This is a genomic window from Embleya sp. NPDC056575 (assembly GCF_042793325.1).
In the GTDB taxonomy this organism is placed as follows: Bacteria; Actinomycetota; Actinomycetes; order Streptomycetales; family Streptomycetaceae; genus Embleya.
In genome coordinates this window covers 1-19,378 of record NZ_JBHTVA010000089.1, presented here as the reverse complement: position 1 = coordinate 19,378, position 19,378 = coordinate 1, and the positions used below count along the sequence as shown (strand labels likewise).

The following is a 19,378-nucleotide window of genomic DNA, read 5'->3' as shown; positions in this document are numbered from 1 at the left end:
TCACATCTCCGTCCCCGACTCGGACATCAACGGCCGTACCTCCATCGCCCACCGCTTGGCGTCCGGCCAGCGGGCGGCGATGTCGGTGGCCCGCTCGGTGCTCTCGCACTCGACGAGGAGGTAGCCCGCGAAGTGCTCCTTGGCCTCCATGAACGGGCCGTCGGTGACCGCCGGCACCCCGTCGCGCACCCGGACCGTCTTGGTCTGCGTCGGGTCGGCGAGCGCCTCGCCGCCGAGCAGTTCACCGGACGCGGTCAGCTCGGCCATGATCGTGCCGACCTCGCCGAACAACTCGTCGCGCTCGGCGTCGGACAGCTCCTCCACGAAACCGGGGCGGTTGTAGATCAGCAACATGAACTTCATGACTTCGCTCCTCGTGCGTGCGCCGCGTCGGCCCCTGCGGGCCGCTCGTATCCGGGTCGGAGTCGGCCGGCCGTTCTCGACATCCCGGCGCACAGAATGTCGGATCGAGATCCCGAAGGCGATCTTGCCGCGCGAAGCCGCGCGGAAGTCGGACCAATCCCCCGCCGGCCGCTCACACCACCGCGACCTCCGTCGCCGGCACGTCCCCGGGCCGCAACACGCGCCACACCATGGCCGTCCCGACGATCGTCGCCACGCCGGACAGCGCGATCACATGCCCGGGGTCGAACACCCCGGCCAGGGCACCGGCGCCGGCCATACTCACGCCCTGGAGGGTCATCGTCCCGGTCATCGCGAGCCCCATCGCCTGCCCGGTGCCCGCCTTCGGGACGGCGGCCAGGAACCGGCGTTGCAGGCCGAGTTGGTAGGCGAAGCCCGCGTTGGAGAGCACGAACAGCGCGGCCGTCACCGCCACCGGCGGGCTCGCGGCGACGAACAGCAGCGGGATACCGAGTTGGAGCGCCAGCCACGGCACCAGCCGCTCCCGTCGGGCCGGCCGGACGAAGCGCCCCACCAGCAGATTGCCGAGCAACATCCCGCCGGCGGCCGAGCCGTACAACAGCCCCGCGTGATCGGGCGCGTACGGCACGATGACCCCCTCCGCGGCCACGATCAGGTTCGCCGGCACCCACTGCGCCAGCAGCAGTCCGCGCACGACCGGATCGGCGAGCAGTTCCCGATTGACCCGCCACGTCGCCCGTATCGTGCCCTCGGACCGAGGCGCCGGCCCGCCGCCACCCGCCACGCCGCCGCCCGCTTCGACCTCGTCCCGCTCCGCCGCCGTCTCGCGCGCCAACCCGAAGCGCACCACCACCGCCGACACCAGCGCCGCGACTGCGGCGAACACCAGCGCACCGCCCGGGCCGACCAGCGCGAGCAACACCCCGCCGACCGCGTACCCGAGCACCTGCATCGCCCCGGCCGTGACCCCGAACACCGAGCGGGCCAGCACATAGGCGTCACCGTGCAGCAGTTCGGGCAGGGTGCGCTGCCGGGCCGCGCCCGCGACCGGGCTGACCAGGCCGACGCTCGCGAGCAGCGCCAACACCGCCCACACGGGCAACACGTCGACCGCGAGGACCAGTGCCATGACGCAGCGGATCAGGTCGTAGCCCACCATCGCCGCCCGCACCGGCAGCCGGTCGGTCAGCGAGAGCAGCAGCGCCCCGCCGAACGCCTGCGGCACGAAGCCCGCCACATACGCGAGCGCGGACAGCGCCGGTGACCCGGTGCGTTCGTAGACGAGCACCGCGAGCGCGAGCATCCGCACGGTGTCGCCGACCAGCAGGAGTACGTAGGAACCGAAGAGCACCCGGAAGGCACCCACCGCGAAGATCTCGCGGTAGGTCGCCGGTCTGACGTCGTCACCGATCATGCGGCGAGCCTGCCGAGGCACGCCGGACGTGGGCCAAACTTTCGGCACAGGCCGAAACCTGGGAGGCTGCGGGCGGGAGGTGTCGGGTGCTCAGGATCGAGGTCGGGCCGGCCGACGTGGCGCGCAGCAGGTTCGCGATCTCCCCGCTGGGCGAGACCGTGTTGGTGCTGCGGACCCTGGCCGGCAGTCATCACGCCGGGCCGCTGCGGCCGTGGATCGAACGGCTGCGGCCCGCGTACGAGCGGCTGCGTCGGGAGATGCCGGCGGTCGCCGCGATGACCTCGCTGTATCGGCGCGGCGGCTACAACGCCGACTTCCTGCATCCGCCGCCGGCGGGGATACCGACCGGCATCGGGGACGAACTCACCGCGGTACGGGCCACCTCGCTCGACCGGGCCCGGGGCGAGTTGGCGCGCAATCTGGCCGGGTTGCGCCCACCGTCGGCGGCGGCGCGCGCGCTGTTCGAGGCACCCGACGTGGTCGTGCGGCTCGCGGACGCGATGGAGGCGGCGTGGTCCAGGCTGCTCGAACCGCAGTGGCCGGCGCTGCGCGCGGTGTTGCAGCACGATCTGGTGCGCACCGCCGGGCGGTTGACCACCTACGGGTGGGGCGCCGCGCTGAGCGACCTGTCGCCCCGGCTGCGCTGGCACGACGAGGGCACGATCGAGGTGGCCGGCCACCAGGACAACGGCACGATCGTGCTCGGCGGCGCGGGGTTGTTGTTCGTGCCCTCGGCGTTCGGCGCGAGCATCGTCTACGTGGAGCCGCCGTGGCCGTACGCCATCGTCTATCCGGCCCGCGGCGTGGCCGAACTCATGGGCGCCCCGGCCCCCTCCGACGACGCGGCGCTGGCCGACCTGCTCGGCGGCACGCGCGCGCTGATCCTGCGCGCGTTGCACATCCCGGCCACCACCACCCAACTCGCCGCCCGGCTGAACCTACCCCTGGGCACCGTCGGCGACCACCTGGCCGTACTGCGTCGCGCCCGGCTGATCACCGGTCTGCGCGTGGGCCGCTCGGTCCGCTACCAACGCACCGCGCTCGGCGAGGTGTTGACCGAGGGCCCGCCCTGAAGCACGCGCGCTCCGCCCACCGCTCACCCCGCCACCGCGAGCAATCCCGGCAGATAGCCCTTCACCTGCCCCGTCGCCGTCGGGTGGTACGACTCGTCCAGGGGCAACGTCACCCCGTGCAGCCACTCGTCGGCCCCGCACACCCCATGGCCGGCGAACCGGTCCCGTACGTCCGCGAAGTCCGCGCCGGCCGCCGCCGCGCGCCCGGCCGTGGTCTCGTCCAGCACGTCGGCGGCCTCGTCCAGCACCCGCCGCTTGGCCTCGCTCAGCCCGAACAGGCAACCGCCCAACTCGAACAGGCGCGGATACCCGAGCACCACCAGCCGCGCGCGCGGAGCGAGCAGCCGGATCCGCGCGTAGGTGGCGTCCAGGTCGGCCGGCAGCCGGTCGCGCGTGTACGCCGTCGACGTCGCCACCGCGTCCGCGCAGTCCCGATCGGCGCCGAGCACACACGTGCGGATCGTGTCGGCGAAGCCGACGTCGTTGCCACCGACGCTGATCGTCACGAGCGTGGTGTCGGCGTTCAACACGGACGTCTGCCCGCCCAGCACCTGCGCGGTGGTCGCACCGGAGCAGGCGGCGAAGGCGAACTCCGCCGCCGGGTGCGCCCGGTGCCACAGCGAGGGGTACGCGTTGGCGCTGCGCTTGCAGTCGCCGCCGTCGGGCAGGTAGTCGCCCGCCCCCACCCCCGAACTGTACGAATCCCCCAGCGCCGCGTAGCTCGACGTCGGCGCGGCCGGCGCCGCACGCGCGGTGGGCGCGGCGAGCCCGGTGAACACGAGGCCGGCGGCGGCCAGGGGGGCGGCGACACGGGCAAGCGAGGGCACGGGTGGGTCTCCTCCGGAACGTGGGCACGTCGTCGGAGGTATCGGCCGCGCGGCCGACCGACTTGACCACGATCACCCCCGGGAAGGACCCGGGCCGGCCGCCGCCCCCGCACCGTCCGCCTCCTCGACCGCGGGTCGGCGGGCGGATCCACCCCCGGCCCGCCGACCAGACTTGACGAACCGTCAAGCCGGCGTTCGCCCCCGCGTCGCCCGACGCCACTACACACATATCCATGACATCAGTGGACAGAAGGACCCTCCTGCGTACCGGCTCCGTCGTCGGCGCCGGCCTGGCGATCGCCCCCGTCCTGGGCGCCGGTTCCGCCTCTGCCTCGACGTCGGACGCGCCCGCCTTCGTCGCGTCCGGCCGGCCCGCGCTGAGCCACGGCGTGCAGAGCGGCGACGTCACCGCGTCCTCCGCGATCGTGTGGGGCCGCGCCGACTCGCCCGGTCGACTGATCGTCGAGTACGGCACCCGGCCCGACCTGCGCGACGCCTGCCGCGTGCGCGGCCCGTGGCTGACCCCCGACGGCGACCTGACCGGCCGGGTCCGGCTGCGCGACCTGCCGGCGGGCAAGCGGATCCACTACCGGGTCCGGGTCGAGGGCGAGCGCGGCGCGGCCGGCGAGGCGATCACCGGCTCGCTGGTCACCGCGCCGCACGAGCACAGCCGCTCCGATGTGCGCTTCCTGTGGTCGGGCGACTGTGTCGGCCAGGGCTGGGGCAGCAACCCCGACCTGGGCGGGATGACCATTTTCGAGCAGATGCGCCGGCTGCGCCCGGACTTCTTCCTGCACAGCGGCGACACCGTCTACTCCGACGGCCCGCTGGTGGAGAGCGTCAAGCTGCCCGACGGCCGGATCTGGCGCAACGTGGTCACCCCGGAGAAGTCCAAGGTCGCCGAGTCGCTGACCGAGTATCGCGGCCAGTTCGCGTACAACCTGCTCGACCGCAACTACCGCGCGTTCACCGCCGAGGTCGCCCAGATCAACCAGTGGGACGACCACGAGGTGCGCAACAACTGGTACCCGGGCCAGATCCTCGACGACGCGCGCTACACCGAGAAGCGCGTCGACGTGCTCGCCGCGCGGGCCAGGCAGGCGTTTCGCGAGTGGGTGCCGATCGGCGACGACCGGGTGTACCGCAAGTTGTCCTTCGGCCGACACCTGGACGTGTTCGTCCTGGACATGCGCACCTACAAGGACCGCAACGACGACAACCGCTACGCCGACCCCAAGCGCGGCATGCTCGGCGACCGGCAGCGCGAGTGGCTGATCGAGGGTCTGTCGCGCAGTCGGGCCACGTGGAAGGTGATCGCCAACGACCTGCCGCTGGGCCTGGTGGTGCCGGACGGCGCCAACGCGCAGGAGGGTGTCGCGCAGGGCGACCCGGGCAAGCCGCTGGGTCGGGAGATGGAGTTCGCCACGGTCCTGCGCACCGCGCAGCGCCGCGGTGTTCGGGGCATCGTGTTCCTGACCGCCGACGTGCACTACACGGCGGCGCACCACTACGACCCGTCGCGGGCCGCGTTCCAGGACTTCGACCCGTTCTGGGAGTTCGTCTCGGGCCCGCTGAACGCGGGCGCGTTCGGCCCCAACGCGCTGGACGGCACCTTCGGCCCGAAGGCCGAGTTCGTGCACGCCCCGCCGCGCGCGAACTTCTCGCCGCTGGAGGGTTTCCAGCACTTCGGCGAGGTCGAGATCGACGGCCCGTCGGGCAACCTGACGGTCAATCTGCGCGACGCCACGTCCACCGTCCTGTGGAGCAAGACCCTGCGCCCGACCCGCTGACGCGCCGTCAGCCCAGTACTGACGCACCGTCAGTTCCACTCACTGACACACCGTCACGGGAGCCCTCGTCCGCCGACGAGGGCTCCCGCTCGGCGGGCAACTCGTCCCATGCATACGGCGAAACGTCCATCACTACCCGAAAAAGCGCGACAAAGATCGTTCGCCGCTTCGATTACGCTCCGCCTCCGACCGCCCCTAAGGGGTCGAGGCACCGAGCGAAACGAGGCGCACGCATGGACAACGCACGTGAGCATCCCGACCCCACCCGCCCCGGCGCCCGAGCCGGCGTACCCGTCGGGCGAATCGTGCGCACCGTGGTCCCCGCCGTCGCCGCCTGTCTGGTGCTCGGCGCGTGCGGCGGCGGTGACGACGCGGCGGGCAAGGAAGCGGACACCTCCACGGTGGCACCCAAGCCCGGCGGCACGCTGACCGTGGCGATGGCGAGCGACATGCGCTCGATGGACCCCTTCGGCGCGCTGAGCAATTCGTACACCGACAACAGCCGACTCAACGCGGTCTACGACTCGCTGTTCTGGCACGAGGCCAAGACCGGCAAGGTGATGCCGCAGATCGGCGAGAGCCTGACCGCGGACCCGGGCAACGCGTCCTGGACGCTCAAGCTCAAGCCGAACGTCAAGTTCTCCGACGGCACCCCGTACGACGCGGCGGCGGTCAAGTTCACCTGGGACGAGCACGCCGCGCCGGCGCGCAAGTCGTATCAGGCGGGCACGATCGCGGCGGTCAACGCGACCGAGGTGGTCGATCCCACCACCCTGAAGATCACCCTGACCGGCCCGAACGCCAACTTCGACCACATCGTGGCCTCGAACCTGTCGTTCATCGTCTCCCCCACCGCGTACCGGAAGGACCCGGCCGGCTTCGCCCGCAGCCCCGTCGGCGCCGGCCCGTACACCTTCAAGGAGTGGACCACCGGCGACCACATCACCTTCGTCAAGAACCGCGGCTACTGGCAGGGCGCCGCCAAGCCGTACGCCGAGACCGTGGTGTTCAAGGTCATCCAGGACAGCACCCAGGGCCTGGAGACGGTCTACTCCGGCGGCGCCGACATGAAGGTCTCGGTCAACGCCGAGGACCCGGTCAAGGCCAGGCAGAAGGGCCTGGAGACCAAGGTCGTCACGATCATCGGCGGCGAGTCGATCTACTTCAACAACAAACGCGCGCCGTTCGACGACGTGCGCGCCCGGCGCGCGGTGCAGCTCGCGCTCGACGCGGACGAGGTGAACAAGATCTCGTTCAGCGGCAACGGCACGCCCACGCACAGCATCTTCCCGCCGGAGAGCCCGCTCGTGGACGCGGGCACCGAGACCGTCCAGCGCACCGACCGTGCGCAGGCGCAGCGGCTGCTCGACGAGTTGGCCGCGGAGGGCAAGCCGCTCGACTTCACCTACTCCATCCCGCAGAACGCCAACGCGCAGCGGACCGCCGAATACATCATGACCTCGCTCCGCGCGCTGCGGAACATCTCGGTCAAGATCGCGCCGATGCCGATCGCCGCGTTCCAGACCGACATCGTGATCAACAAGAACTACCAGGCGGCGATGTTCAGTTACTACCTCTCGGACGCCGAACCCGGGTTGTACGTGAACCTGTACAGCACCAGCCCGAACAACTATCTGCTGTACGCGAACCCCACCGTCGACCAGAACCTGGACCGGGCCCGGACGACCAACGACCCGGCGCAGCGCAAGGCCGCCTACACCGCGGTCGCCGCGCAGCTGAAGCAGGACGCGCCGCTGTGGACGTACCAGTCGTCGGTGGTCACCGCGTTCCACCGGTCGACGGTGGTGGGCATGGTGTTGAGCAACGACGGCATGGTGTTGATGGACCGGATCGGGCTCAAGGGCTGATCCGGTCCGGGGCCGGGGGACGAAGGACGGGCGCCGATCCGGCCCGGCCTCGGCGGCCGTACCCTCGGGGTTCGGACTTGAGTCTCCACCGGGTGGAGACGGCACGGTGAGGGACATGGACGGCGCGCCCCTGTATTCGATCGGCGACCTGGCTCGACGGACCGGTCTGTCGGTCCGCACGATCCGGTTCTACGCGGACGCGGGGGTCGTGCCGCCCACCCGACGAAGTCCCGCCGGCTACCGGCTGTACGACGTCGACGCACTGGCCCGTCTCGAACTCGTGCGCACGCTGCGCGACCTCGACGTCGACCTGGCGACCATCCAACGGGTGTTGGTCCGCGAGGTCACCGTCGCCGAGGTCGCCGACGCGCACGCGCGGGCGCTGGACACCCAGATCGAGACGCTGCGGTTGCGTCGGGCCGTGCTGCGCGCGGTGGCCGGGCGGGGTTCGAGTCCCGAGGAGATGAATCTGATGCACAAACTCGCCCGACTGTCCGACGGGGAACGCCGGAAGTTGATCACCGACTTCCTCGACGCGACCTTCGCCGACCTGGACGTGGACCCGGACTTCCTGGCCCGGATGCGCTGCGGGCTGCCGAGTCTGCCGGACGATCCGACCCAGGAACAGTTGGAGGCGTGGGTCGACCTCGGCGAACTGGTCACCGACCCCGACTTCCGCGCGTCGATCCGGCGGATGGCGGAGTACCAGGCGCGCGACCGCCCCAACGAGCTGCCCCAGGGCACCTACGAGCGGCTGTCCGAACTCACCCGGGAGCGCGTCGAGGCGGCCCGCGCGGCCGGGATCGAGCCGACCTCGACCGCGGCCGAGCCGGTGGTCACCGAGCTGATCGCGGCCTATGCGACGGCCTTCGGCCGCCCGGCCGACACGGCCTTCGTCGCATCGCTGGTGGAGCGGATGGAGGTGGGCGACGACCCGCGCGCGGAACGCTACTGGGCCCTGCTCGGCATCATCAACGGCTGGCCCGCCCGGCCCAGCGCGGCCCCGGTCTTCGCGTGGTTCACGGAGGCGCTGCGCGCCCGGGCGTAGGCCCGAACCGACGCCCGGGGAAAAACGCGAAGAGGGTGGTGGGCGCGGGAGATCCGCCCACCACCCTCCGGTCTCGCGCTACCGGATCAGCCGACCAGTACGCCCTCGCGGGTGTCGCCGCCGCCCGGCTCCGGGTCGTCCTCCTCCGGGTGTTCGGCCAGCTTGCTCGGCCACCAGATCTTGCGGCCGATGTCCAGGGTCAGTGCGGTGACCAGGACCGAGCGCACGATGAAGGTGTCCAGGAGCACGCCGAGCGCGACGGTGAAGCCCATCTCGGCGAACGCGACGATCGGCAGCGTGCCGAGCACCGCGAACGTGCTGGCCAGCACCAGGCCGGCCGAGGTGATCACGCCACCGGTCGCGGCCAGGCCGATCTGCATGCCGCGTCGGGTGCCGTGTCGCTTCGACTCCTCGTGGACCCGGCTCATCAGGAACACGTTGTAGTCGATGCCGAGCGCCACCAGGAACACGAACACGAAGAGCGGGAAGCCGACGTCCGTGCCCTTGAAGCCGAGCAGGTGCTCGAAGGTGAACACGCTGATCCCGAGGGCCGCGGCGAACGACAGCACCACGGTGGCGATCAGCACCAGCGGCGCCACCACCGCCCGCAGCAGCAGGCCGAGCACGATCAGCACCACGAGCAGGATCAGCGGAATGATCACCTTGTCGTCGTGTTCGGACGCCGAGGTGATGTCCATGCGGGTCGCGGTACCGCCGCCGACCTTGGCCGCGGCGTCCGGAACCCCGTGCACCGAGTCGCGTACCCGATCGACGGTGCCGTTGGCCGCCTTGGAGTCGGGCGAGGCGATCATCGTCGCCTCGATCTGGACCCGGCCGTTCACCGCACCGGTCTGGTGCACCTGGCCGGGAGCGATCCCGGGAGTGCCCTGGATCGCCTGGATCAGCGCCGCCGCGGCGGACTCCTTGCCGATCACCACGATCGGGTCGCCGGAGCCCGCGGGGAAGTAGCGCTCCGACACCTCCTGGCCGTGGATCGACTGCGGCTTGTTGGTGAAGGAGTCCTTGTTGGCGATGCCGTCGCCGTTGAGGTTGGTCAGGCCGATGGTCATCACGCCGAGGATGACCGCGGTGATGATCCACACCACGCGGGGACCGCCGGAGATCTTGCGGCCGACCCGGGCCCAGACGCCCTTCTCGTCGTGCGTGATCGCGTCCGGCTCGAACTGCGGACGCACCGGCCAGAACACCCAGCGGCCGACGATCACGAGCAGCGCGGGCAGCAGCGTGGTCATCGCGATCAGGCCGACCAGGACACCGAGCGCGCACACCGGGCCCAGGCCCTTGGTGGACTGCATCTCGGCGGCCATCAGGCACAACATGCCGACGCCGACGGTGGCGGCGCTGGCCACGATCGCCGGTCCGGCGCGGAACATCGCCGCCGCCATGGCCTCGTGCCGGTCCTCGTACCGGTGCAACTCCTCGCGATAGCGCGCGATCAGCAGCAGCGCGTAGTCGGTTCCGGCACCGAAGATCAACACGGTCAGGATGGCCGCGCTCTGCCCGTTGACGACCAGGCCGGCCTTGGTGAACAGGTACACCACGGCCTGGGCGCTGAACAGTGCCACCACCGCCGAGATCACCGGGAGCAGCCACAGGACGGGACTGCGGTAGGTGAACAGCAGGATCAGCACCACCACGCCGAGGGTGGCGTAGAGCAGTGTGCCGTCGATGCCCTCGAACGACTCGGCCTGGTCGGCGCCGAGCCCGGCGGGGCCGGTGACGTACGACTTCAGGCCCGTCGGGTTGTCCTTGAGCGCTTCCTTGAGCTGGTCGACCGCGTCGCCGAGATCGTTCCAGCCGCCGTCCTTGATGCTGATCGGAACCAGGATCTGGGCGGCCTTGTGGTCCTTGTCGAAGCTCGTGTCCTCGATCTTGCCGGTCACGCCCTTGGCGGTGCCGAACTTCGTGCGGTCGGCGAGGATCGCGTCCTGGTCCGCCTGGGTCAGGCCCGACGAACGTTCGTAGACGACCACGGCGGGCACCGTGGTGTCCGGGTGGAAGTCCTTCTGCTCGTTGATCACCTTCGTGGACTCGGCGTCGGCGGGCAGCCACGACGAGACTTCGTTGTTCTGTGCGTCGGTCAGCTTGCTCGCCAGGGGCGCCGCCGCAACGAGCAGCACCACCCACAAGGCCAGCACGACCCACTTGGATCGGCGCCCGCACGGCAACGCCGCAAGCGCCTTGATCCGGTCCATGTATCCCCCAGCTGATGAGCTGATTCCCAAACGGAAGCAGCGGTCGATCGACTTCACGGATTCAGCTCTGTGCCGGGTTCGAGAACACGCGACCAAGGCTGTCCGCAGCACCGCGCGTAGCCAACCGTGCGGTGCTGTTGTTGCTGTGTGCCATACCGAGATTCGGACCGTCCGGCGCCCCGAAACTCATCGCTTGCCGGCGGTCCGACGGCGGATTGTCCTGGACGGACTGCCCTACCGTCCACCGAATACCGCGCTGTTGGGCACAGGACGGGTTAATAGCTGGTGAACTCACCGCACGGCCGGGCCGGATCGGCGGGCGAATCGTGACGCAGCGGACGGGTGGGGTCGCGATCGGTCATGCGCCGGCGGCCGCCGGCGGTTGGGTCCTCGGTCGGCGGGGCAGTGCGACCAGGCCGTCCAGGAACCGTTCCAGGACGAAGGTGAAGCGTTCGTCGATGTCCGGGCCGGTGAGTTCGCGGGCCGCCGCGACCAGGTGCGGGTAGGTGTCGGCCGGGAACGCCGCGATGGTGTCGCCGATCGCGGACACCGCCTCGCCGATGGGCAGCCCGGCGGCCACCGCCGCGCTGATCGGGCGCTGTTCGCTGTACACGAATCCGCTCACCAGCAGGCCCAGGCCGTAGGTGATGTAGGCCGCGTCCTGCCGGTCGAAGCCCGCGTCGTCCAGGATGGCGAGTTGATGCTCCATCACCGGCGCCATCCCGGGACCGGACGGGAAACGACCCATCAGGACCCGCACCGAATCCCGGTTGTCCTTGAGGAACTTCCGGAAGGCCCAGGCGAGTTCGCGCAGATCGACGCGCCAGTCGCCGTGGATCGGCGGCAGTTCGTGGGCGCCGCGCCCGAGCAGGCCGTCGGCGAGCAGGTCCAGCAACTCCTCCTTGTCCCGCACGTGCCAGTACAACGACGGTGCCCGTACTTCCAGTTCGGCCGCCACCGAGCGCATCGACAGCGCGTCGAGGCCGTCGCGTTCGAGCACGGTCAGGCCCGCCTCGACCAGTGCGTCGAGGGTCACCGCCGGCCGCTTGCGCGCGCCGTCCGGTCGCGCCCGGCCCTTGCCCGTCATACCCACTCCTCGTCGTCGACTCCGCCGAGGGCGTTGCCGCCGACCTCGTGCGGTCGAGTCTTCCTCGGAATCAGGTCGATTCCCTTCCGCATTCGGGCGTGTCGCGAACCGGCTTGGGACGTGGTTCGGACGCGGTTCGGACGCGGCTCGGATCAATTCTCTTGCGTCGGCGGGCGCGGCGATGCAATCTAACACCATTAGGGATCGACTAACACTGTTAGGGAGAGTCATGTCGCACGAGTCCTCCGAGTCGGGGGCGGGGTCGATATCCGGGTCGGATCAAGCCGGCGCGCCACGCAAGGGGCTGATCCTGGCCACGCTGTGTGTGGCGCTGTTCGTGGCGATGCTCGACAACGTCGTGGTGTCCAACGCGCTGCCGAGCATCGACCGCGACCTCGACGCCGGGGTCAGCGGACTCCAGTGGGTGATGGAGGGCTACAGCCTGGTCTTCGCCGCGCTGCTGCTCACCGGCGGCACGCTGGGCGACCGGTACGGCCGGCGCCGGGTGTTCCTGATCGGCCTCGGCGTCTTCACGGCGGGATCGGTGGCGTGCGCGCTGGCCGGGTCGTTGGCGACGCTGATCGCCGGGCGCGCGGTCCAGGGCGTCGGCGGCGCGCTGTTGTTGCCGGGCAGCATGTCGATCATCCGGCACGTGTTCACCGACGATCGGGAGCGGGCCCGGGCGATCGGGATCTGGTCGGGGGTCTCCGGTGCGGGGCTGGCGCTCGGACCGGCGATCGGCGGTCCACTGGTGGACGCGTTCGGGTGGGCGAGCGTGTTCTGGATCAACGTGCCGATCGGCGTGGCCGGGGTCGTGATCGGCGCCCTCGTACTCCCGGAGTTCGCCGAACGGCGCGGTCGCCTCGACGTGCCGGGCGTGCTGCTTGGCGTACCCGCCGTCGGCGCGCTGGTGTTCGCGCTGATCGAGGGCCCGGCCCAGGGCTGGACCTCGGCTCGCGTGTTGGGCGCCGGCGCGTTGGCCGTGGTCGCGCTGATCGGCTTCGTGTGGGTCGAACTGCGGGCCGCCCAACCGATGCTCGATGTCGGTTTCCTGCGCGACCGGGTGATCGGCGTCGCCGTGTGGGGCGGATTCGCGGTCAGCTTCGGGATGTTCGGCGCGTTCTTCTTCCTCGGCCTCTACCTCCAGGACGTGCTCGGGTACACGCCGACCGAGGCCGGGTTCGCGTCGTTCCCGTCGACCCTGGCAATCATGGTCGCGGCGCCGGTCTCCGGGCGGGTGGCGGGCCGGATCGGGCCGCGTCTGCCGTTGGTGATCGGGCTGACGATGTGCGGGATCGCGCTGGGCGGGCTGTCCTTCTACGGCAAGGACGTGACATACCTGGAGTTCTGCTGGGTGTTGCCGTTCCTGGGCGGCGGCATGGGCCTGTGCTTCACGCCGATCTCGATCGCGGTGATGTCCCGGGTCGAACCGGCCCGGGCCGGCATGGCGTCGGCGATCTCCAACACCGCGCGCGAACTGGGCGGCGTGGTCGGCATCGCCGCGCTCGGCGCGATCCTCACGGCGCGGATGTCGAACCGGCTGGGCGATCTGCTCGACCGGGCGAACGTACCGCCGGACCAGGCCCGGAAGGTGGTCGACGCGAGCACGTCCGGTGGCGGCGGGGGCATCGGGCACCTGGGTACGGCGCCGCCGGTCGTGCGCGAGGCCGCCTCGACGGCGTTCATCGACGGTCTGCACCTGGCCCTGTGGACCGGGTCCGCGGTGCTGCTCGGGTCGGCGGTGGTGGTGGCGTTCCTGATGCGGGAGCGGCCGGTGGAGACGGGGACGCGGGGGCCGGCGGCGAAGCGGACGGGGGTGGCGGCGGCCTGACCGGCGGGACGGGTCGCGGCGGCGGCAAGGCGGGACGGGGGCGCGGCGGGTGGTGTCCGGGGGCCGCGACCGCCGTCCGGGCGGCGCTTCGGCCGCCGCCCTCCCTTCAGTACATGCCGCGCATCGCCGTCCGGACCTCGCGCAACGTCTCGTCGGCCACCGTGTTCGCCCGCTCGTTGCCGGCCCGCAACACGCGCCGCACCTGCTCGGGATCGCGGGCGAATTCGGCGCGGCGGGCCCGGATCGGGGCCAGGAACTCGTTCACCGCCTCGGTGACGGTCCGCTTCAGCGCGGCGGCTCCGGCGGCGCCGATCTCCTCTGCCACCTCGTGCGGGTCGCGCCCCTGGCACAACGCGGCCAACAACACCAGGCCGGCCACGCCGGGCCGGGCGACGGGGTCGTAGGTGATGTGCCGGTCGGCGTCGGTCCGGGCCGCGCGGATCAGCCGGGCCGTCTCGTCCGCGCTCGCCCCGAGCGGGATCGCGTTGCCCCGGCTCTTGCTCATCTTGGTGCCGTCGGTGCCCAGCAGCAGCGGCGCAGCCGACAGCAGCGCGTCGGGCACGGGGAAGACCGGCCGGCCGCCCGTCGGGTAGCGGTCGTTGAACCGGCGGGCGATGGACCGGGTGAGTTCGACGTGCGGCAACTGGTCCTGGCCGACGGGGACGAGATTGCCCTTGCAGAACAGGATGTCGGCGGCCTGATGGGCGGGATAGGTGAACATCAGCCCGCTGACGGCGGCCTGCCGCGAGTGCGCGATCTCGTCCTTGACGGTCGGATTGCGGTTCAGCTCGGCGACCGAGACGAGGCTGAGGAACGGCAGCAACAGCTGGTTCAGCGCCGGGATCGCGCTGTGCGTGAAGATGGTGGTGCGCTCGGGGTCGATCCCGATGGCCAGGTAGTCGAGCACCAGGCCCTCGACGTATTCGACCAGGCGCTCGGCGACGTCCCGGTCGGTCAGTACCTGGTAGTCGGCGATGATGAGGAATCCCTCGACGCCGAGGTCCTGGAGCCGCACCCGGTTGTGCAGGGTGCCGAAGTAGTGGCCGAGGTGGAGGGGGCCGGTCGGGCGGTCGCCGGTGAGCACCCGGAACCGGCCGGGCTCGTGTCGGATCCGCTCCTCGAGTTCGGCGCTGCGAAGCCGCGCGGCGGAGGTATTGACGGCGTCGGTCGAGGTGGTGGGGGTGGTCGCGCCGGCGGCCGTGCCGGCCGTGGTGGTGTCGAGCAGGTCGTTCATGATCCGTCTCCCGGTGGATGGTCGGCGAGCCGCCGCCGGAACGACACCCGCCCGCCTCCCACTTCGGGACACGAAAAAAGGGCCGTCCGTACGAACGACCCTGGTCAGGCCCGAATGGGCGGTCGCTCCTACACGGAGCGCCACCAACTCGTACCCGATACACGATGCATACCCCCGAGCATAGCGCCCGCCCGATGCGCCGGTGAGGTTTCCGGTGTTCCCGTCGGAGTGAGCCGAGGGGGGTGGGGTTGGCGTGGCTGAAGTGTGGGCTTGTGTCTGGGAATCGTCTGTCGGAGGGGGTGTGGGCGGGGCTACCGTGGCAGGGCTCGAAGCGGCGTCGTGGCTGGTCCGATCCGGTGTGCCGCCAACTCTCCCCGTCCCCGAACGTGATCGCGGCGTCGTGCCGGTCGGTCCGGCGGGGTTCGGTCCGAGCCGGGTTGAATAGCCCCGCGGAACGCCTTTGGGGAGGCCCCTCCGTGGTGCGGCGGGCGAGGCGGAACGCGGTGGACGCCCCGCGCTCCGCCTCGTCGGGCCTAGGCAGATGGGTCGGCGGCGACGCGCACCGCTGTCGCGCCGGTGCGGGCGCGGGCGCGGGCGGATTGTGCGTGGGTGGTGATGGGTGGGTGCGATGGTCGCAACATGCCTGCGCAATTGTCGCTTTCGGGGCATCGGTGTCCGAATTCCTGTTCCCTTCCCGGGTGGTCGCGGGGCTTCCGGGGCGCTCATCTGCGGGGCTTCCGCGGAAACGCCCCATCGCTCTTGCCGGGGGCGCTACCTTCGCATAAGGACCCGAAGCCCACACGTTCGATCCGTCCACGCTGCCGACCCCCGGGCGGCGGGTCCCGGACACCCGTCAGGAAAGGCCGATTGCCGTGCCGCACCCATTGCTCGACGCCGTCGATACCCCGCAGGATCCCGCCGCTTTCCTGCGCTCGATCGGAACCGTGCACACGATCTTCGGTGACCAGGACTCGGGTGCGGTCTCCTACGGAGTGCACGCCGAGGGGAACTGGTTCGTCAAGACCGGCCCCAACCCCGCGTCCGCGCTCAGCCTGCGTCGCGCGATCGACCTGCACGCGCATGTCCGCCACCCGGCGATCGTGCCCATCCTGCACACCTTCACCGCCGGCGGCGTGCCCGTGACGGTGGGGCCGTGGCAATCCGGCGAGGTGCTGTACCACGCGACCGTCAAACGTTCGGGCAAGCTGCTGCGCACCGGCGCGACCTCGCCGCTGGCCCGCTTTCGGGCGCTGCCGCTGGACGACGTACACGCGGCCCTGGACGCGATCCTCGACGCACACCGGCTGATCGACGCGGCCGGCTACGTCGGGGTGGACTGGTACGACGGCTGCGTGCTCTACGACTTCCCCGCACGTCGGGTGCACCTGATCGACCTGGACGAGTACCGCGGCGCGCCGTTCGTACTCGACTGCGCCCGACTGTCCGGGTCCACCCGCTACATGCCACCCGAGCACAGTCGGCGCGGCGCGCTGGTCACCCGGGCCGGCACCGTGTTCCTGCTCGGCCGCACGCTGCGCCTGCTCCTGGACGCGGGCGACGAGGAACGCGCGTGGCGCGGCACCCTGGCGCAACTCGCGGTGGTCGAACGGGCGACCCGGCGCGACCCGGCGGAGCGCTACTCGAACGTCACCGAACTCTTCGACGCGTGGAGCGCGGTGGCGCCGGCGGGCATGCTCTCGGGCACGTATCGGGTGTGATCGTCGGGGACGCGCGCCGGTCGGGCGTCGCGTCGGTGGGGCCCGGCTTCGGGGACGGCTTCGGTCCCGGCTTGCGGCACGGCGTCCGGTCTCCCGCCGGGTTCAGCGTTGTGGGCTGCCGAACAGGGCGTCGCGGGCGTCGTCGAGGGCGGTCAGGACCGCCCCGTCCAGGATCGCGCTGCCCGGGACGGTCCCCGCGAGTACCCGGGTGGGCAGGGGCGTCAGCTCGGCGAGTCGGGACTCGACCCGCCCGGCGAGGGCCGCGTCGCCGGCCCGGCCGGTCTCCCCGCCCAGCACCACGCAGCCCGGGTCGAGGATGACGGCGAGCGCGGCGGCGGCGAGCGCCACCCGGTCGGCGAGTTCGTCGAGGAACGCGGCACCGGCGCCGGTGTCTCGCTCCGCCGCGGCCCGTACACATTCCTCGGCGGTACCGGTGAGGCCGTACCGGGCGGCCAACTCCTCCACGGCTGCGCCCGAGGCCAGGCTCTGGAAGCCGCCCTCGCAGTCCACCCGCGACGGCAGTCGACCCGTCCCCGGGACCGGCAGGAAGCCCAACTCGCCGCTGCCGCCCGACATGCCGCGGCGCAGCCGGCCCTCCAGCATCACGCAGGCGCCGATCCCCTGGCCCAGCCACACCAGGACGAACGTGTCCAGGCCGCGGGCGGCGCCGAGGCGCTGTTCGGCGATGCCGGCGAGGTTGGCCTCGTTCTCCAGGACCACCCGGCCGCGGTCGCGCAACGCGGCCGGCAGGAGGGCGTGCCAGGCCGGGAGGAAGTCCTCCACCCCCAGGTTGCCGGTGACGGGGTCGATCAGGCCGGGTGCGCCGACGCCGAACGTGTGCAGCGTCTCGGCGCCGGCGCGGGCGGCGGTGTCGTCGACCAGGGCCAGGACGTCGGCGATGGCGCGGGTCGGCTCCCGGTTCGCCGGTATCGCGAGCGTGCCGGACGCGGCGATCCGGCCGGTCAGGTCGGCGACGACCACCTCGACGCCGCCCAGGCGGACATCCAGGCCGGCGATGTAGGCGCGCTCCGCGACGATCCCGTACAGCCGCGCGTTCGGGCCGCGTTGGCGGGTGCCCGATTCGCCGGCCAGGTGGATCAGTCCCGCGCTGCCGAGACGGTCGACCAGGTCCGCCACGGTCGGGCGGGAGAGCCCGGTCAGCGTCTTGAGCTGGGCGGCGGTGAGGGGGCCGTGCTCGATCAGCAGATCGAGGGCCAGGCGGTCGTTGATCGCACGACACGTGCTCGGCGTGGCGGTACGGGCGGTGACTGTCATGGGAACCGATCCTACGCAAAGTCTTTCTTTCAGGAACCCTGCCTGATAATTTTCCGGCCATGACGGAGACGAACACCTGCCACACCGCGCCGACCGCCGCCCAACGCACGGGAGGCAACGCACCCGCGGAACCGGAGGCGACCGCGAGGACCGACACACACGAGGCAGCGAGCGCGGCACGGGTGGGCGGTGCGCGCACGGTGGCCGATCCGGTGGGCGCGGACGGCGACGGCGGGCGTGAGGAGGCCGGTCGGGCTCGGGTCGCGGCTTGTTTGATATTTGCGGTGCATGGATCCGTGGGGGGTGGGTTCGCGGCGCGGTTGCCTTGGTTGCAGGGGCATCTGGACTTGAGTGAGGGGCAGTTGGGGGTCGCGCTCGCGGCGCCTGCGGTGGGGGCGTCCCTCGCCATGCCGTTGGCCGCATCGCTGGTGCATCGGCACGGGGGGCGGACCGCGCTGCGGTGTCTGATCGCGGTGTGGTGCGCGGTGCCGCTATTGCCCCTGTCCGCGCCGGGGCTGGTCTGGTTGTGCGCGGCGCTGCTGGTGTTCGGCGTCGGCGCCGGGATGTCCGACGTCGCGATGAACACGCAGGGCCTCGTGGTCGAGCAGCGGGTCAAGCGCTCGACGTTGCCCCTGCTGCACGGGATGTGGAGCGCCGGCGCGCTGTTCGGCGCGGGCGTGGGCGCGGCGGCGGCGTTCGCCGGACTCGACGCCCGCCTGCACATGGCGGGCATGGCCGTACTGCTCGCGGCCACGGGTTGGTTCGCCGGCCGCGACCTGCTCGACGCGCGGCCGGCCGCCGCGGGTGGCGGTGGCGCCGACACCGAGGCACCACCGCGCTTCGCGCTGCCGTCCAAGGCCGTACTCGCGATCGGCGCCGTCGGCTTCTGCGGGGTGTTCGCCGAGGGCGCGGGGGCGAACTGGAGCGCGGTGCACTTGAAGGAGGTGGCCGGCGCCTCCCCCGGCGTCGCGGCCCTCGCGTTCACCGGATTCGCCTGCACGATGGCCGTCGCCCGACTGCTCTCCGGGATGGTGGTGGACCGCTTCGGGGTGACCCGTACGATCCGCGCCGGCGCGGCCCTGAGCACCGTCGGCGCCGTGGTCGTCGCCGCCTCGCACTCCCCCCTGCCCGCCGCGCTCGGCTTCGCGCTGCTCGGCGTCGGGGTGGCCGCGGTGCTGCCGCTGACCTTCGCCGCGGCGGGCCGTGTCGGCGACAATCCGAGCCGGTCGATCGCCGGCGTGGCCACGGTGACCTACACGTCCGGCCTGATCGCCCCCGCGATCGTCGGCGCCATCGCCGACCACGCCTCGCTCAACACCTCGTTCGCCGTGGTCGCCGTCCTCACCGCGGTGCTGATCCCGACGGCGCGGCTGCTCAACCCCTCGGCGCCGCCCCCCGCCGGCAGCCGACCCGCCCCGCCCGAGGCCGCACCGCCCAAAGCCGTATCGCGCGGGCCCGCCTCGGGATCGATCCGGATCGGCACCTCCCCGTCGGGCGCCGCCACCACCGTGCTCTTCCCGCCGCCGGAGCGCTGATGGGGCGCGAATGCCGACCGCGCGATACGGCCCGGGGCGCACCCACGCCCCCGGGCGGGTGGCGCGGGGCGGGGGGGC

General features: G+C 71.8%; 14 protein-coding genes. 7 read left to right on the top strand and 7 right to left on the bottom strand.

The features are described 5' to 3' along the window. Together ACFRCG_RS42540 and ACFRCG_RS42535 are read right to left on the bottom strand one after the other, a co-directional pair. Complete coding sequence (locus tag ACFRCG_RS42540; RefSeq protein ID WP_380041743.1) at positions 1–363, bottom strand: YciI family protein; 363 nt, start codon at positions 361–363, stop codon at positions 1–3. Between the two features lie 172 nt (positions 364–535). Then, positions 536–1,798, bottom strand: a complete 1,263-nt coding sequence (locus ACFRCG_RS42535) for an MFS transporter (protein WP_380041741.1) — start codon at positions 1,796–1,798, stop codon at positions 536–538. A gap of 86 nt (positions 1,799–1,884) precedes the next feature. On the opposite strand from ACFRCG_RS42535, the gene ACFRCG_RS42530 reads away from it, so the two are divergent. Beyond that, positions 1,885–2,871 (top strand): DUF5937 family protein, encoded by a 987-nt coding sequence (locus tag ACFRCG_RS42530; RefSeq protein WP_380041738.1) that lies wholly within the window; start codon positions 1,885–1,887, stop codon positions 2,869–2,871. 23 nt (positions 2,872–2,894) lie between these two features. Here ACFRCG_RS42530 and ACFRCG_RS42525 read toward each other — a convergent pair whose 3' ends face one another. Further along, the gene (locus ACFRCG_RS42525; RefSeq protein WP_380041736.1) at positions 2,895–3,698 is read right to left on the bottom strand and encodes an SGNH/GDSL hydrolase family protein; all 804 of its coding nucleotides are present in this window, start codon (positions 3,696–3,698) and stop codon (positions 2,895–2,897) included. A 233-nt stretch (positions 3,699–3,931) separates the two neighbouring features. Here ACFRCG_RS42525 and ACFRCG_RS42520 point away from each other — a divergent pair, with 233 nt between their 5' ends. From ACFRCG_RS42520 to ACFRCG_RS42510, 3 genes are all read left to right on the top strand, one after another. Next, complete coding sequence (locus ACFRCG_RS42520; protein WP_380041734.1) at positions 3,932–5,488, top strand: alkaline phosphatase D family protein; 1,557 nt, start codon at positions 3,932–3,934, stop codon at positions 5,486–5,488. A 233-nt stretch (positions 5,489–5,721) separates the two neighbouring features. Further along, entirely contained in the window at positions 5,722–7,356 is a 1,635-nt protein-coding gene (locus ACFRCG_RS42515; protein ID WP_380041732.1) for an ABC transporter substrate-binding protein, read from the top strand. 115 nt (positions 7,357–7,471) lie between these two features. Next, on the top strand, positions 7,472–8,404 hold the full coding sequence (locus ACFRCG_RS42510) for a MerR family transcriptional regulator (RefSeq protein WP_380041730.1): 933 nt from the start codon (positions 7,472–7,474) through the stop codon (positions 8,402–8,404). An 86-nt stretch (positions 8,405–8,490) separates the two neighbouring features. On the opposite strand, the gene ACFRCG_RS42505 is transcribed toward ACFRCG_RS42510, so the two are convergent. Then, positions 8,491–10,620 carry an MMPL family transporter gene (locus tag ACFRCG_RS42505; RefSeq protein ID WP_380041728.1) on the bottom strand — a complete coding sequence of 710 codons (2,130 nt, stop codon included), beginning with the start codon at positions 10,618–10,620 and terminating at the stop codon, positions 8,491–8,493. A gap of 358 nt (positions 10,621–10,978) precedes the next feature. Then, the gene (locus ACFRCG_RS42500) at positions 10,979–11,707 is read right to left on the bottom strand and encodes a TetR/AcrR family transcriptional regulator C-terminal domain-containing protein (RefSeq protein WP_380041725.1); all 729 of its coding nucleotides are present in this window, start codon (positions 11,705–11,707) and stop codon (positions 10,979–10,981) included. Positions 11,708–11,936: 229 nt separating this feature from the next. Between ACFRCG_RS42500 and ACFRCG_RS42495 the strand changes: the two genes are divergently transcribed. Next, on the top strand, positions 11,937–13,538 hold the full coding sequence (locus tag ACFRCG_RS42495) for an MFS transporter (protein ID WP_380041722.1): 1,602 nt from the start codon (positions 11,937–11,939) through the stop codon (positions 13,536–13,538). Positions 13,539–13,644: 106 nt separating this feature from the next. Here ACFRCG_RS42495 and trpS read toward each other — a convergent pair whose 3' ends face one another. Then, entirely contained in the window at positions 13,645–14,772 is a 1,128-nt protein-coding gene (gene trpS / locus ACFRCG_RS42490; RefSeq protein WP_380041719.1) for a tryptophan--tRNA ligase, read from the bottom strand. Positions 14,773–15,644: 872 nt separating this feature from the next. Here trpS and ACFRCG_RS42485 point away from each other — a divergent pair. Beyond that, entirely contained in the window at positions 15,645–16,490 is an 846-nt protein-coding gene (locus tag ACFRCG_RS42485) for a serine/threonine protein kinase (protein WP_380041717.1), read from the top strand. Positions 16,491–16,592: 102 nt separating this feature from the next. Here ACFRCG_RS42485 and ACFRCG_RS42480 read toward each other — a convergent pair whose 3' ends face one another. Continuing rightward, a complete protein-coding gene (locus ACFRCG_RS42480; RefSeq protein WP_380041715.1) occupies positions 16,593–17,765 on the bottom strand; it encodes an ROK family protein in 1,173 nt (390 codons plus the stop codon). A 212-nt stretch (positions 17,766–17,977) separates the two neighbouring features. Here ACFRCG_RS42480 and ACFRCG_RS42475 point away from each other — a divergent pair, with 212 nt between their 5' ends. Continuing rightward, positions 17,978–19,300 carry an MFS transporter gene (locus tag ACFRCG_RS42475; RefSeq protein ID WP_380041792.1) on the top strand — a complete coding sequence of 441 codons (1,323 nt, stop codon included), beginning with the start codon at positions 17,978–17,980 and terminating at the stop codon, positions 19,298–19,300. Positions 19,301–19,378 lie beyond the last annotated feature (78 nt).

Excerpts from the sequence above, each read along its gene's own strand:
- ACFRCG_RS42540 (WP_380041743.1), bottom strand. The coding sequence starts at position 363 with ATGAAGTTCATGTTGCTGATCTACAACCGCCCCGGTTTCGTGGAGGAG.
- ACFRCG_RS42535 (WP_380041741.1), bottom strand. The coding sequence starts at position 1,798 with ATGATCGGTGACGACGTCAGACCGGCGACCTACCGCGAGATCTTCGCG.
- ACFRCG_RS42520 (WP_380041734.1), top strand. The coding sequence starts at position 3,932 with ATGACATCAGTGGACAGAAGGACCCTCCTGCGTACCGGCTCCGTCGTC.
- ACFRCG_RS42515 (WP_380041732.1), top strand. The coding sequence starts at position 5,722 with ATGGACAACGCACGTGAGCATCCCGACCCCACCCGCCCCGGCGCCCGA.
- ACFRCG_RS42510 (WP_380041730.1), top strand. The coding sequence starts at position 7,472 with ATGGACGGCGCGCCCCTGTATTCGATCGGCGACCTGGCTCGACGGACC.
- ACFRCG_RS42505 (WP_380041728.1), bottom strand. The coding sequence starts at position 10,620 with ATGGACCGGATCAAGGCGCTTGCGGCGTTGCCGTGCGGGCGCCGATCC.
- ACFRCG_RS42500 (WP_380041725.1), bottom strand. The coding sequence starts at position 11,707 with ATGACGGGCAAGGGCCGGGCGCGACCGGACGGCGCGCGCAAGCGGCCG.
- ACFRCG_RS42495 (WP_380041722.1), top strand. The coding sequence starts at position 11,937 with ATGTCGCACGAGTCCTCCGAGTCGGGGGCGGGGTCGATATCCGGGTCG.
- trpS (WP_380041719.1), bottom strand. The coding sequence starts at position 14,772 with ATGAACGACCTGCTCGACACCACCACGGCCGGCACGGCCGCCGGCGCG.
- ACFRCG_RS42480 (WP_380041715.1), bottom strand. The coding sequence starts at position 17,765 with ATGACAGTCACCGCCCGTACCGCCACGCCGAGCACGTGTCGTGCGATC.